Origin of the sequence: Gordonia sp. Swx-4, from assembly GCF_030316175.1 — a bacterium.
Taxonomy (GTDB): Bacteria; Actinomycetota; Actinomycetes; order Mycobacteriales; family Mycobacteriaceae; genus Gordonia; species Gordonia alkanivorans.
In genome coordinates, this window is the sequence record NZ_CP128197.1 from 1,858,579 (window position 1) to 1,871,917 (window position 13,339).

Sequence of the window (13,339 nt, forward strand, 5' to 3'; positions counted from 1 at the left end):
GCTCAGCCGGCGACAGGCGGGACCTAGCGTTGCAGGCTCTTGATGCCCATCGCGGGGATGATCGTCAGCGGTGGCAGGCCGATGACGAAGTGCAGGATCGCGGTCTCGATGCCGACCGAGGTCTGCTGATAGGTGAGGATCGGGATCAGCACCGCGGCGACCAGCAGCAGCCCGACGATCCACCGGTAGAACTGGTTGGGCGCCGGCGTGATCAGCTGCAGCACGTACCAGAGGGCGCCCGCGGCGAGTGCGCACAGGAATCCGACGACGCCGAACCAGATCTCGCTGGCCGCCACCGGATTCCACACCCCGAGCTTGCCGGACTCGTTCACCTTCTCGACGAAGGCCGAGATGATCCACGCGACCAGCCAGGCCGCCAGGCCGGTGACCACACCGGTCATCACCACCCCGCCGGCGAAGGTCACCGGGTTGACGTCGGGTCCGCGTCGCGGCGCCCGGTCCGGCCGCGGCTGCTCGGCGTACCCGCCGCCGTACGGCTCGGCGGGGTACTGGTCGCGATACGGTTCCTCGTAGGGCGCACCCTGCTGGCTGTAGGCACGCGAATCGGGGTTGTAGCCGGACTCGTAGCGGGCGGTCCGGGGATCGGGATCGCGGTGCGGGCCCCGCGGGTCCTGGTAGGTCATCACATTCTCCTCGCCGACCGCCCCAACGTGCCCGGCAGTCGATCGGTACTGGTGCCTCGCAGTCTACTCAGCGTGCCCCCCGGGCACGCCCGTCCCGATTATGCTGAGCCGCATGGCTTACCCGCGGGAGAACCTGGCGCCCGGTGAACGTGTGGTTCTCCACCGGCACCCACACTGGAAGTGTCTGCTCGGCCCGTTCCTGCTGTTCGCGATCATCACCGCGGCCGCGGGTGTCCTGGCCGGCGTGATCACCGGATCGTCGCTGGGCCCGACCCCGCGGACGGTGCTGCTGATCGTCGTCGGTGTGGCGTGGGCGCTCGGCCTCGTCTGGTACTTCGTCCGGCCGCTGCTGTCCTGGAAGACAACGCACTTCGTGCTGACCGACCGCCGGGTGATGTTCCGCAACGGAATCCTCACGCGCTCCGGGATCGACATCCCGATCCGGCGCATCAACACCGTCGAATTCCGCCACGGCGTCATCGACCGGATGCTGCGGACCGGCACGCTGGTCATCGAGTCGGCCTCCGACGAACCGCTGTCCTTCGACGACATCCCGCAGGTGGAGAAGGTCCACTCGCTGCTCTACCACGAGGTGCTCGAGATGTACGCCGACGACGATCACCCCGACGACGGCTACGGCGACCCGGACGGACCCGCCGACCGTCCCGAGAACAGAGGGGCGCGGGAGCGTTGACCAACGTGCTGCTCGCCGAGGACGACGCCGCGATCGCCGAACCGCTCGCACGCGCGCTGACCCGTGAGGGATACGGGTGCGAGGTCGTGAGCACCGGCGCCGACGCGCTCGAGAAGGCGCTCGACAGCCGTTACGAACTCCTCATCCTCGACCTCGGGCTACCGGTCCTCGACGGACTCGAGGTCTGCCGGCGGGTACGCGCCCAGCGGCCCGCACTCGCGGTCCTCATGCTCACCGCGCGCACCGACGAGGTGGACTTCGTCGTCGGCCTCGACGCCGGCGCGGACGACTACGTGGGCAAACCCTTCCGGCTTGCCGAACTCCTCGCCCGCGTACGCGCCCTACTGCGGCGCCGCCAGCCCGGCGACGGTGACGAGGTGCTCGAGGGCGGTGAGATCCGGCTGGATGCCCGGGCACGCCGCGTTCTCGCCGACGGACAGGACCTCACCCTGGCGAACCGCGAATTCGACCTTCTGCGATTCCTGATGGAGCGTGCCGGTGAGGTCGTGACGCGCGAGGAGATCCTCACCGAGGTCTGGGGGTCGGCGGATCTGCGGTCGTCGAAGACCCTCGACATGCACATCTCGTGGCTGCGCCGGAAGATCGGCGAGGACCGTCACAGTCGCCCGCGGCACATCGTGACGGTGCGCGGTGTCGGTTTCCGGTTCGACCCCTGAGCCGATGCCCATCCGACCGCCTTCGATGCGCCACCCGGCTTCCATGCGCCGACGCCTGCTCACCACGATGATCGCCGTCCTGATCGCGGTCGGCTGTCTGCTCGGCATTCCCTTGAGCGTGGTGGCCTGGTGGTGGGTCGCCGAGAACGCCCACCAGGATCTGGACAACCGGCTCAAGATCATCGCCGATCAGCTCATCCGCGAGGAGGGCGCCGACGGTCGTATCCCGCGCGACTCCGTCAACCGGGAGTCGTTCGAATTGCTCCTGCCGCCGAACGGCCGCCTGACGATCACCTATCCCGATCTGGAGGGCACGAGTCAGCGGATGGTCGTGGGTGCTGACATCGGGGGTCCCCGGCTGTCGGAATCCATCGGCCTGGGCGCTGCCGGCACGCTGACCCTGTCCATCCCGCGCGACAAGGTCCGCGACGACCAGCTGACCGCGACGGGGATCGTCCTGCTGGTCGTCCTCACCTCGGTGATCGGCGGTTCGGTGGTGGCCGCGGTGACCGCCGGCCGGATCGTCGACCCCCTGACCGATCTCGCCGACCGGGCGGCGACGCTCGGGCGCGCCGACTTCCGCACCGAATGGAAGATGTACGGCATCGCCGAACTCGACCGGGTGTCTCGGGCGCTCGCCGACGCCAACACCGCGCAAGCACTGCGACTCGAGCGGGAACGCGAGATCGCCGGCGACGCATCGCATCAGCTGCGCAGCCGGCTGACCGCCATCCAGCTGCGACTCGAGGAGCTGACGCTGCACGACGACCCGGCAGTGGTCACCGAGGCGGAGGCCGCGCTCGATCAGGTCGAACGACTCGCCACCGAACTCGACGAACTGGTGGAGGCCTCGCGCGCCGACGAACCGGCTCCGCACTTCATCGACGTCGGGGAGATGCTCACCACGCTGGTCGAGGATTTCCGCCACGCCTTCGAGGCACAGGGCCGTCAGCTGACCGTCGAGGTCGACGGGGCGCCGCAGGCACTCACCTCGCAGTCCGGGCGGCTTCGCGAGGCGGTCAGCGTGCTGGTCGACAACGCCCTACAGCACGGCCGCGGGATGTGTCGGATCGACGTGAGCACGCTGCAGGCCGGCGAACTGGTCCGTATCACGGTCGCCGACGAGGGCGAGGGGGTGGCCGACGAGATCTCCGCGCACATCTTCCGGCGCGGTTTCTCGGCAGGGAAGCGGCCGGGCGCCGGTCGCAGCGGCGTCGGACTGTCTCTGGCGCGGGCGCTGATCGAGGCCGACGGAGGACGACTGGAACTCACCGTGCGACGTCCCCCGGTCTTCGCGATCGTCGTCCCGGCCCGGTATGCCAGCGGGTACGGCGAGGAGCCGGGCGAGCAGGAGGATCCGGGCCAGGACGACTCGGACACCGACGTCACGCGTGACCGAGTTCCTCATCGTTGAGTTCGGCGAGCGTCGGGTGCAGGTCGGTGGACCCGGCATCGCCGCCGCGCAGGAGCTCCTCCGGGAACGCGAACTTGCGCAACGCCCAGAACCGGAAGGCCATCTGCATCAGGTTGCCGATGACGTAACCGAGGATGAAGTCGACGACCACGACCTCGGACACACTCAGGTTGGACCGCATGTCGAACACGTTGTTCCCGACGAACAACGGTGCGGCCTGGAGGATGACGCCGATCCCGCTGATGATGAAGAACAGCAGCGCCTCGTGGTGCCGTTCCCGGCCGCCGCGGTTCTTGAAGGCCCACTCGCGGTTGAGGATGTAGCTGAGGATCGTCGCCAGCACACCGGCGATGACCTTGGCGATCACCGGCTTGGTCTCGAGGATCGTGAGGCTCAGGCTGTAGAAGATGGCGAGGTCGAAGATGAACGTGGTGCCGCCGACCATCGCGAACTTGATGAGTTCGTGGTGCCGCATCACGAGCCGTCGGACCGGCGCTGGGAGGCGAGCGATCAGCTCGTCGATCAATGGCACAAGATCTGAGTGTACGAAACAAAACACCGGGGACAGTTCTCCGGGCGGTTGTGCGGATGACCGACCCGACGTGCCACGATGGTTCGCGTGAATCCACGCGAGCCGGATGGAGCGCCTGTGCCCGGGCCTGTGACCTCGAATTCCACGGTGCCACCCACTCCTGAAACGGCGCGCACTGCCGGGGCGGCGTCGGGTATGCCGAAGGTCACGATGATCGGTGGCGGACAACTCGCCCGGATGACCCATCAGGCGGCGATCGCCCTCGGACAGTGTCTGCGTGTCCTGGCCGCATCCGAGTCCGATCCCGCCGCACAGGTGAGCGCCGACATCGTCCTCGGCTCGCACGACGAACTCGACGACCTCCGCCGCGCGGCCGCGGGTGCCGCCGCACTGACCTTCGACCACGAGGGTGTGCCGCTGCGCCACCTGGAGGCACTCGAAGCCGACGGGGTGGCGGTCCTGCCGCCGTCGAAGGCGCTGCACTTCGCCCAGGACAAGCTGGCCATGCGCGTTCGCCTGGCCGAGCTGGGTCTGCCGGTACCGGCGTTCGCCGATCTCGCCGGCGACCATGCCGCCGCCCGCGCACGTCTCATCGAGTTCGGCGAGGCCAACAACTGGGAGATCGTCATCAAGGCGGTCCGTGGCGGCTACGACGGCCGTGGGGTCTGGCTGGTCGACGGCGCCGACGAGGCGCTCGCGGTCTTCGACGAGTACCCGTCCGATGCTCCGGCGCTGCTGGCCGAGCAGAAGGTGCCGATGCGGCGCGAACTGTCGGCGATGATCGCCCGGTCCCCGTTCGGGCAGGGCGCGGCGTGGCCGGTCGTGGAAACGATCCAGCGTCACGGCCAGTGCGCCGTCGTCCTCGCACCCGCACCGGATCTCTCCGACGCGGTCGCCGAGCAGGCACAGCAGATGGCATTGCGGCTCGCCGACGAACTCGGTGTGGTCGGCGTCATGGCGATGGAACTCTTCGAGACCGTCGACGGCGAGCTCGTCGTCAACGAACTCGCGATGCGTCCGCACAACAGCGGTCACTGGACGATGGACGGCGCGGTCACCTCGCAGTTCGAGCAGCATCTGCGTGCCGTCCTCGACTACCCGCTGGGCAACACCGCACCGACCTCGCCGCTGACCGTGATGGCCAACATCCTGGGCGCGCCGACCGCCCCGGAGATGTCCATGGACGAACGTCTTCACCACCTGATGGCGCGCATGCCCGAGGCGAAGGTGCATCTGTACGGCAAGGGCGAGCGTCGCGACCGGAAGATCGGCCACGTGAACGTCGTCGGCCGCCAGGGTGAATCGATGGAATCGGTGCGTGAGCGCGCCGAGCGTGCCGCGCAGTGGATGTCGCACGCGACGTGGACCGACGGATGGGATGTGCATTCATGAGTGAGACCGCAGAGTTCCGGGGTCCCCGCGTGGGCCTGATCATGGGCAGCGACTCCGACTGGCCGACGATGAAGGCCGCCGCGGAGGCGCTCGCCGAATTCGACGTGCCGTTCCAGGTGGGTGTCGTCTCCGCGCACCGCACCCCGCAGCGAATGCTCGACTACGCCGCCGGCGCCGCCGCCAACGGTATCGAGGTCATCATCGCGGGAGCCGGTGGGGCAGCGCATCTTCCGGGCATGGTCGCCTCGGCGACCCCGCTCCCGGTCATCGGTGTGCCGGTGCCGCTGCGTCACCTCGACGGACTCGACTCGCTGCTGTCGATCGTGCAGATGCCCGCAGGCGTGCCCGTCGCGACCGTCTCGGTCGGCGGCGCGCGCAACGCCGGTCTGCTCGCCGTGCGCATCCTCGCCTCGTCCGACCCCGCCCTGCAGGAACGGATGGTGTCCTTCCAGAAGGGCCTCGAGCAGATGGTCCTCGACAAGGATGCCGCCCTGCAGCAGGAACTGCTCGGCGACTAGCCCTGTCCGGCAGGCGATTCCGGAGTGGTGGGCTGCAGACCGAGTTTGTCGGTGAAGAAGTGCAGCACCCGGTCGAACGCCTCCCTGGTGGGTTGTCCGGGTTCGTCGTAGAGGTCCTCGGTCAGCACCGAATGCGGCCGGGGGAACATCGAATCCGGGTTCGCCGCGTCGTCGGGGAGTTCGATCCCGATGAACGAGTCGCCGAGAAGCTCTTGGAGATAGGCGAATCGCGACCGCGGCGAGAGTTGATCGCCGGCGAAGCGCAGACCCATCACCTCGAGACCGCGAGCGCACCGCGCCTGCACCTTGGCGAGATCGGCGGCGTCGACGTCGATCGCGCGGGCGCGCCCGGGAAGCACCGCGAACGGCAACGACGGCTGCGAGAGCACCGGCGCCAGCATCCGTTCGTCGGTCGCCATCGCGAGCGCGAAGCCGCCGGTGAAACACATCCCGACCGCGCCCACCCCGGGGCCGCCGCAGCGGTCGTGCTCGCGGGCGGCGAGTTCGCGCAGCCATGCTGCGACCGGTGATGTCTTTCCCGTTGCGAGGATGGTGAATTCGCGGGTGATGCAGGTCTTGGCGATGGTGCCCAGCATGTTTCGCACCGCTCCCACACGGCCGAGATTGTCCGGTCGCGGGTCCTGACCGTCGACGCCGAACAGCGACGGCATGACGGCCGTGGCGCCGAGATCTGCGATGCGTCGGGCCACATTCGCGACCTTCGGGCTGATGCCCGGCATCTCGGCGATCACGATGACCGCGGGGCCCGTGCCCTTGCGGTAGACGCGGCGGGTGTCACCGCGCAGCGCTACGTCCTCCGCGGTGAAGTCGTCGAGCGGATCGTCGGCCATCGCGGGTCAGTCCTTGTGGAGGGTGCCGAGGAGCGCCGACTCGAAGGGCATCGCGAAGATCTTGGCGCCGCCGGCGAGGTCGGGGGAGTCCGACGGCACGACGCGGGGCCCGGTGACCCGATAACGCTTGTCCTTGCGGACGATGGCGAAGGAACCGGCCGCCTGCACGTTGCGCACCCAGTCGGTGTGCCTGCCGTACGTGAGAACGATGGTGAGCTTGTCCCGGTCGACCCAGGCCAGCACCGGGATCGAATACGTCTTCCCGGACTTGCGGCCAACGTGCTCGACCATGGCGAACGGTGGCAGGTGAGGTGCCCACATCCGCTGTATCGGATTGGTGACGATCTTGTTGAATCGGGCCAGTGCGTCAGGTAGTCGCATGTCCCCACTGTGCCGTATCAGCTCCGATCTTGCGGGCCGTGCGGCATTTGCAGCTATTCGGCGAAGACGACGCCGGCCTTCTCGACCTCGGCGATCGCGGTCACCCGCTCCGCGGTCGCGTTGGCGACGTGCACGAGACTGCCTCCGGCGATCATCGGTGCGAGCAGGTGGGCGAGAACGCCTGACGCGGTGTGCCAGGGGCGCGTCGACACCACGCGGGTACCGGCGGCGATGCCGTCGCGCTCGGCGACCGTGCGGGCTTCGGAGATCACCTCGGCCGTCGGGGTGCCGTCGAGCGCCTCGACGGCGGGGGACCGCGAGACGAACTGGTCGCCGTGCACCCGCACGACGCTGCCGTAGTCGCCGATCCCGGGCGGGAGATCCCGCAGGGGCAGCGCGAACGGATCGAGTGATGCCACCACGACCTCGTCGGCATCGGGATGGTCGTCGAGACGGTCGCGAGAGGTGAAGACCACCAGCGGTTCCGACGCGGCCGCGGTGGCGTCCGGTCCCGGGATGCGGACATCGGCGCCGGACCACAGTGCGCCGAGCAGGATTCCGGCGGTCTGCCAGTGCTCGGGCAGGTCCACCACGACGACATCCCCGGCGTCCACGCCGATCTCGTCCACCAGATAGTTGGCGGTCTTGGCCGCCCAGTTGCCGAGGGTGGCCGCCGACAGCTCGGTGCGCTCGCCCGTCGCCTCGTCGTAGTAGGTCAGCAGCGGACGCGAATGATCGGTCACCGCACCGAAGATCGCGTCGGCGACGGTGTCATGAGTGCTCAGTTCACGCACATCGGCCCCTCGTTCCCGGCGGTGATCGGCGGCCGCTTGTTGCCGACGCGCTCACTGGCCGGGGTGTTGTCGGTCTGGTCACCGGTGTCGCCGAGCCCGCCCGGACCGGCGTAGGTGTTGGTGAGGATCACCTTGAGTCGGTCGTCGGCGAGCTTCGGGTCCTCGACGACCTTCACGCCGCCGAGGTCCTTGGCGAGCAGGCGGGCGGCGTCACCGTTCTCCTTGGCGTAGACCACCGAGTCCTTGGTGTCGGCCTTGCCGCTGGAGGTCTCACCGGACTGATAACCCTTGTTGGTCAGGATGTTCGCCACATTGGACCCGAGTCCGTCGATCGTGCCGGCGTTGACGACGTCGACCTTGAAGTCGCCGCGCTGGGTGTCACCGCCCGTCTGCTTGGGCGTGAGGAGATCGCTGGTGTAGGTCTTCACCGCCTGCGGGTCGACCTCGACGACGGACTGCAGACCGTCCTCGCTCCAGCCCTGTTCGGTGACGATCGGGATCGTCGCGAACTTCACCCGCCCGCCGCTGAGGTCCTTCAGCTGCTCGGCGAAGCTGATGATGTTCCAGCCGTCGTCGATCACGATGGAGCGCGCCACCGCGTTCTGCATCTCGGAGAGCTTGCCCGGGTCGGTGAGAGTGCCTGCGGACAGCACCTTCTGGGTCAGCGAGGCCATGAAGGCCTGCTGACGGGTGATGCGGTCGAGGTCGCCGCGGGGGAGTCCGTGGCGCTGGCGCACGAAGCTCAGCGCGCGGGGGCCGTTGAGCGTCTGGACACCCTTGCGGAATCGGGCGCCGCTCAACGGATCCCGAACCGGTGCGTTGAGGCAGACGTCGATGCCGCCGACCGCATTGGTCAGCAGGACGAAACCGAGCAGACCGACCTCCGCGTAGTGGTCGACCTGGACGCCGGTGAGGTTGGTGACGGTGTCCACCAACGCCTTCCGGCCCGCGAGCGTGCCTTCCTTCTCCGCTTCCTCAGGTGACTGCCCGGCTTCGACGGCACGGGCGCGCACGCCTTCGCGGGTGGTGCCGTAGGCGGCGTTGATCTTGCTCATGCCGATTCCGGGAACGTCGACGTACGAGTCACGCGGGATCGAGATCGCGGTGGCCGACGAACCGTCTTCGGGGATGCGCACCAACAGGATGGTGTCGGTGTTGGTGGCGACCTCCTCGCCCGAACGGAGGAGCTTGATCTCCTCCGGCGAGAGCGGGTTGCCCTTCGCGTCGGTGCGGGAGTCGGTGCCCACCAACAGGATGTCGACGGCGCCGTCCTTCGCGCCGCCCAGGCCGAGTCCACCGAGCTGCGTGATGCGAGTCTCCAGATCGGACATCGTGTTCCAGGCGTAGCCGGTGCACAGCAGCACGGCGACCGATGCGATCGCGATCAGCGCGCGGCCCCAGCCGGCTCCGGACGCCCAACCGGCGCGAGGGCGCGTCGAGGTGCCGGGCGGTGCGGTCGGCGGCGTCGCCGGTGCGCCCGTCCTCGGTGTTCCGGACTTCGGCGCGCCCTTCTCGGGGGAGCCGGTCTCGACCGTGCCCTCACCGGCAGTCGCCTTGGGAGAGGCTGCCTTCCGGGCGGGCGACTTCGGCGACGCTGCCTTCCGCGGTCCGGCTGCCTTCGTCGGGGCTGCCTTCTTCGCGGCGCTCTTCTTCGCGGGAGCCTGCCCGGGGTCGGGACGGGGTCGACGCTTGCGGGCGGTGTCCCGAGGTGTGGGGTCCTCAGGTGCGGGTCGCCGGCGTTCGGCGGGCTTCGAGCGCGTGTGGATCTCGCCGGACGAGCGTCGACCGAGAGGCTCGTCGGCACGACGCGGACGGCGGGGGGACGCAGGATCCTGCGGTGGGACACGCCGGCGAGGATCACGCTCCTCGCCGGGGCGTCGTCGGGGCATGCCCTCGGCGTCGCGGGCGGGGATACGTTCCGGAGGTGGCTGGCGTCGCGCCCGCTCCGCGGAATCGGCACGCGTCGGTGCCTCGGGAGCACGCCGAACCACGCGGCGTCGGGGACCGGCCGCCTCGGCGTCCACGGGACGCGGGCGGGCACCGTGGGGAGGCCGCCCCGGTTCACCAGCGCGTTCGCCGCGCACCGGCCGTCGGCCGTTGTCGGCATCCGGAGTGCGCCGGCTGCCCGGCTCCGGCGGTACCGCACGCCGGGGACGCGGCCGCCCACGTGCGCCGTCGGATGGTGAATCCACTGGTCAGCGGTCCCTTTCGAGTTCGTCATGCTGCTCGACGGTGGCGCCGGTAGGTCCGCGCCATGGGATTGTCGGTGCAGAAGTGAAAGTTGGTGTTGTGCTGTCGTCAGGCTACTGAAGTGATTCGGGAATCCGAGAACGCAACGCCGAGGAGTCGAGTAGCGGTCGTCACGTGGATGACCGTGGAGTCGTGGCCCACCAGGGTCTGCGGCACGATGGTGCGCATGCGCGTCACGCCCAGCACCCCCACCGTGTACATCGTCGGCGCCGGCGGTCAGCTCGGCACCGCACTCCAGGGGAGGTCGGCCCAGGCGCCCGACTCCGTGGTGTGTCGATCCCTGACCTCCGCCGACATCGACATCGCCGACGAGCCGTCGGTTGCGGCCGCGCTCGGCGACCTCGGGCCCGATGACGTCGTCGTCAACTGCGCCGCCTACACCGACGTCGACGGCGCCGAGTCGGACGTCGACGGCGCCCGCCGCGTCAACGCCACCGGTCCCGCCGTGCTCGCGGCCCACACCGCCGCCGCGGGGGCATGGCTGATCCACGTCTCCACCGACTACGTGTTCCCGGGTGCCGCACCCGCCTCAGACCGTCCCGATGGCTACGAACCCGACGACGTGAGCGGCGAACCGGCCACCGTCTACGGGGCCACCAAACTCGCGGGCGAACGCGCCGTCCTCGATGCGGACCCGCGCGCCACCGTCGTGCGCACCGCCTGGGTGTACACCGGCGGGCCCGAGAGCCGCGACTTCGTGGGGACGATGCGGCGTCTCGAGCAGGCGCGCGAGACCGTGTCGGTCGTCGACGACCAGCTCGGTTCACCCACCTATTGCATCGACCTCGCCGACGGGTTGTGGGAACTCGTGGCCGCCGGGCCCCGCGCCGAGGTCGCCGGAGCCGTCCTGCACGCCACCAACGCGGGCCGCGCGACCTGGTTCGACGTGGCCGCAGCCGTCTTCGAGGAGGTCGGCGCCGAACGGTCACGCGTACTGCCCACGACCACGGCGGAGTTCCCGCGCCCGGCACCGCGCCCGGCCTACTCGGTGCTGTCCGGGCGTTCCTGGGCCGCGGCAGGGCTGACCCCGCTGCGGGACTGGCGTGCCGCGCTGCACGCGTCGATCGCCGAGTCAGAGGGTTCGTTACCCTGAGCCGGTGCCCGCTCAGCTAGCCGTCGTCACGGTGACCTACTCCTCCGGTGATCACCTCGCGACATTCCTTCGCAGTCTCGACGCCGTGACCGACGTGATGCCGCAGGTCATCATCGCCGACAACGGCTCCGACGACGGCGCACCCGAGAAGGCCGAGCAGGACTACGAGTCCGTCACGCTGGTCCGGACCGGCGGCAACCTCGGCTACGGGCGTGCGATGAACCGCGGGGTCGCCGAACTCGATCCCGGCATCGAGTTCGTGCTCATCGCCAACCCCGACGTCGAGTGGAAGCCCGGCTCGATCGACGAGCTGCTCGCCGCCGCGCACCGCTGGCCGCGTGCCGGGTCCCTCGGACCGCTGATCCGCGAACCCGACGGCACCGTCTACCCGTCGGCGCGTCGCGTCCCCGACCTCGTCTCCGGTACCGGTCACGCCATCCTCGGCACGGTGTGGAAGTCCAACCCGTGGACCGCGGCCTATCGCGCCGACGACGAGGCCCCGTCGGAACGTGCCGTCGGCTGGCTCTCCGGCTCGTGCCTGTTGATGCGCCGCAAGGCCTTCGACGCCGTCGGCGGTTTCGACCCGCGCTACTTCATGTACATGGAGGACGTCGACCTCGGCGACCGCCTCGGCAAGGCCGGGTGGCAGAACGTCTACGTCCCCTCGGCGGAGATCGTGCACACCAAGGGCCACAGCGCGGGCCGGCACCCGGAGAAGATGCTGCCCGCGCACCACGAGAGCGCATACCGGTTCCAGGCCGACCGCAACACCGGCGTCCTACGCGCTCCGCTGCGGCTCGCGCTGCGGGCCGGGTTGGCCGTGCGCTCCCGCCTCGCGGTACGGGCCGCCCGCCGAGCATTGTCGGCTCAGAACACCCCGACGAGCGAAAACAACGGATAGGTGCTGAAGTGAGTACCGATCATCACGAAGAAGGGACCGATCAAGTGGATCAGTACACCGTGCGCGACTCGGTGGGGAGTGAATCCGTCGGGGGATCGGGTCCGGTCGCCGGGGACGTCCAGGCGGTCGTCCTCGTCGGCGGCAAGGGCACTCGGCTCCGTCCGCTCACCCTCTCGGCGCCCAAGCCGATGCTGCCCACCGCGGGCCTGCCCTTCCTCACCCACCTGCTGTCGCGAATCCACGCCGCCGGCATCCGCGACGTCGTCCTCAGCACCTCCTTCAAAGCCGAGACGTTCAGCGAGTACTACGGCGACGGCTCCAAGCTCGGCCTGAGCCTGCGCTACGTCACCGAGGACGAGCCGCTCGGCACGGGCGGCGGCATCCGCAACGTGCTCGACGAGCTGACCGCCGACACCATCGTCGTCTTCAACGGCGACGTACTCGGCGGCACCGACGTCCGCGACGTCATCGACAGCCACCGCAAGGCCGACGCCGACGTGACCATCCACCTCGTGCGGGTCAGCGATCCGCGCGCGTTCGGCTGCGTGCCGACCGACGCCGACGGTCGGGTCACAGCCTTCCTGGAGAAGACGCAGGACCCGCCGACCGACCAGATCAACGCCGGCACCTACGTCTTCAAGCGCGAGATCATCGAATCGATCCCGTACGGCGTGCCCGTCTCGGTGGAGCGCGAGGTGTTCCCGCGTCTGCTCACCGAGGGCAAGCACGTCCACGCCCACGTCGACCACGCCTACTGGCGCGACATGGGCACCCCCGAGGACTTCGTCCGCGGCTCGGCCGACCTGGTTCGCGGCATCGCCCCGTCACCGGCACTCGGCGACCGGCGCGGTGAGTCGCTGGTCCACGAGGGTGCGGGCGTCGGCCCGGGTGCCCTGCTCATCGGCGGCACCGTCGTCGGCCGCGGTGCCGAAGTCGGCCCCCGCGCACGCCTCGACGGCGCGGTGGTCTTCGACGGCGCGGTCATCGAGGCCGGCGCGGTCGTCGAACGTTCGATCATCGGTTTCGGCGCACGCATCGGCCCGCGGGCACTGATCCGCGACACCGTCGTCGGCGACGGCGCGGACATCGGTGCGCGCTGCGAACTCCTGCGCGGCGCCCGCGTGTGGCCCGGAATCGAGATCCCCGACAACGGAATCCGCTTCTCGACGGACGTCTGAGGCCCCAGAACCCGGTTCGT

14 protein-coding genes are annotated in these 13,339 nt (G+C 69.5%); 8 read left to right on the forward strand and 6 right to left on the reverse strand.

The genetic code is table 11. The features are described 5' to 3' along the window. Positions 1-23: 23 nt before the first annotated feature. On the reverse strand, positions 24-644 hold the full coding sequence (locus PWF70_RS08545; protein ID WP_006359259.1) for a hypothetical protein: 621 nt from the start codon (positions 642-644) through the stop codon (positions 24-26). Between the two features lie 100 nt (positions 645-744). Here PWF70_RS08545 and PWF70_RS08550 point away from each other — a divergent pair, with 100 nt between their 5' ends. From PWF70_RS08550 to PWF70_RS08560, 3 genes are read left to right on the forward strand one after another with little or no spacing between them, the layout of a single operon-like run. Then, positions 745-1,338 carry a PH domain-containing protein gene (locus tag PWF70_RS08550; RefSeq protein ID WP_035750720.1) on the forward strand — a complete coding sequence of 198 codons (594 nt, stop codon included), beginning with the start codon at positions 745-747 and terminating at the stop codon, positions 1,336-1,338. Then, complete coding sequence (locus PWF70_RS08555; protein ID WP_286352922.1) at positions 1,335-2,015, forward strand: response regulator transcription factor; 681 nt, start codon at positions 1,335-1,337, stop codon at positions 2,013-2,015. Before PWF70_RS08550 ends, PWF70_RS08555 begins: the two co-directional genes overlap by 4 nt. A gap of 43 nt (positions 2,016-2,058) precedes the next feature. After that, complete coding sequence (locus tag PWF70_RS08560; RefSeq protein WP_035750722.1) at positions 2,059-3,429, forward strand: sensor histidine kinase; 1,371 nt, start codon at positions 2,059-2,061, stop codon at positions 3,427-3,429. Here PWF70_RS08560 and PWF70_RS08565 read toward each other — a convergent pair. Next, on the reverse strand, positions 3,401-3,961 hold the full coding sequence (locus PWF70_RS08565; RefSeq protein ID WP_035750723.1) for a GtrA family protein: 561 nt from the start codon (positions 3,959-3,961) through the stop codon (positions 3,401-3,403). The two genes, PWF70_RS08560 and PWF70_RS08565, sit on opposite strands and share 29 nt — an antisense overlap. A 78-nt stretch (positions 3,962-4,039) precedes the next feature. On the opposite strand from PWF70_RS08565, the gene PWF70_RS08570 reads away from it, so the two are divergent. Beyond that, positions 4,040-5,353 (forward strand): 5-(carboxyamino)imidazole ribonucleotide synthase, encoded by a 1,314-nt coding sequence (locus PWF70_RS08570; RefSeq protein WP_035750725.1) that lies wholly within the window; start codon positions 4,040-4,042, stop codon positions 5,351-5,353. After that, positions 5,350-5,871, forward strand: a complete 522-nt coding sequence (purE, locus tag PWF70_RS08575; RefSeq protein ID WP_006360458.1) for a 5-(carboxyamino)imidazole ribonucleotide mutase — start codon at positions 5,350-5,352, stop codon at positions 5,869-5,871. The genes PWF70_RS08570 and purE overlap by 4 nt, the downstream gene beginning before the upstream one ends. On the opposite strand, the gene PWF70_RS08580 is transcribed toward purE, so the two are convergent. The 4 genes from PWF70_RS08580 to PWF70_RS08595 are packed head-to-tail and all read right to left on the reverse strand — an operon-like array spanning position 5,868 to position 10,089. Further along, positions 5,868-6,722, reverse strand: a complete 855-nt coding sequence (locus PWF70_RS08580) for a dienelactone hydrolase family protein (RefSeq protein WP_035750727.1) — start codon at positions 6,720-6,722, stop codon at positions 5,868-5,870. The genes purE and PWF70_RS08580 overlap by 4 nt on opposite strands. Before the next feature lie 6 nt (positions 6,723-6,728). Next, complete coding sequence (locus PWF70_RS08585; protein ID WP_035750728.1) at positions 6,729-7,103, reverse strand: nitroreductase family deazaflavin-dependent oxidoreductase; 375 nt, start codon at positions 7,101-7,103, stop codon at positions 6,729-6,731. Between the two features lie 53 nt (positions 7,104-7,156). Next, positions 7,157-7,897 (reverse strand): TIGR03089 family protein, encoded by a 741-nt coding sequence (locus PWF70_RS08590; RefSeq protein ID WP_035750731.1) that lies wholly within the window; start codon positions 7,895-7,897, stop codon positions 7,157-7,159. Then, complete coding sequence (locus PWF70_RS08595) at positions 7,885-10,089, reverse strand: LCP family protein (RefSeq protein WP_372512868.1); 2,205 nt, start codon at positions 10,087-10,089, stop codon at positions 7,885-7,887. Before PWF70_RS08595 ends, PWF70_RS08590 begins: the two co-directional genes overlap by 13 nt. 215 nt (positions 10,090-10,304) lie before the next feature. Here PWF70_RS08595 and rfbD point away from each other — a divergent pair, with 215 nt between their 5' ends. From rfbD to manB, 3 genes are read left to right on the forward strand one after another with little or no spacing between them, the layout of a single operon-like run. Continuing rightward, positions 10,305-11,240: a dTDP-4-dehydrorhamnose reductase gene (gene rfbD / locus PWF70_RS08600; protein ID WP_035750910.1), complete on the forward strand. Its 936-nt coding sequence runs from the start codon at positions 10,305-10,307 to the stop codon at positions 11,238-11,240. 4 nt (positions 11,241-11,244) lie between these two features. Beyond that, positions 11,245-12,141 carry a glycosyltransferase family 2 protein gene (locus tag PWF70_RS08605; protein ID WP_035750734.1) on the forward strand — a complete coding sequence of 299 codons (897 nt, stop codon included), beginning with the start codon at positions 11,245-11,247 and terminating at the stop codon, positions 12,139-12,141. 44 nt (positions 12,142-12,185) lie between these two features. After that, entirely contained in the window at positions 12,186-13,319 is a 1,134-nt protein-coding gene (manB, locus tag PWF70_RS08610) for a mannose-1-phosphate guanylyltransferase (protein WP_006360465.1), read from the forward strand. The last annotated feature ends 20 nt before the right edge of the window (positions 13,320-13,339 follow it).

Coding starts and splice junctions, on each gene's coding strand:
- PWF70_RS08545 (WP_006359259.1), bottom strand. CDS start 644: ATGACCTACCAGGACCCGCGGGGCCCGCACCGCGATCCCGATCCCCGG.
- PWF70_RS08550 (WP_035750720.1), top strand. CDS start 745: ATGCTGAGCCGCATGGCTTACCCGCGGGAGAACCTGGCGCCCGGTGAA.
- PWF70_RS08560 (WP_035750722.1), top strand. CDS start 2,059: ATGCGCCGACGCCTGCTCACCACGATGATCGCCGTCCTGATCGCGGTC.
- PWF70_RS08570 (WP_035750725.1), top strand. CDS start 4,040: ATGGTTCGCGTGAATCCACGCGAGCCGGATGGAGCGCCTGTGCCCGGG.
- purE (WP_006360458.1), top strand. CDS start 5,350: ATGAGTGAGACCGCAGAGTTCCGGGGTCCCCGCGTGGGCCTGATCATG.
- PWF70_RS08580 (WP_035750727.1), bottom strand. CDS start 6,722: ATGGCCGACGATCCGCTCGACGACTTCACCGCGGAGGACGTAGCGCTG.
- PWF70_RS08585 (WP_035750728.1), bottom strand. CDS start 7,103: ATGCGACTACCTGACGCACTGGCCCGATTCAACAAGATCGTCACCAAT.
- rfbD (WP_035750910.1), top strand. CDS start 10,305: ATGGTGCGCATGCGCGTCACGCCCAGCACCCCCACCGTGTACATCGTC.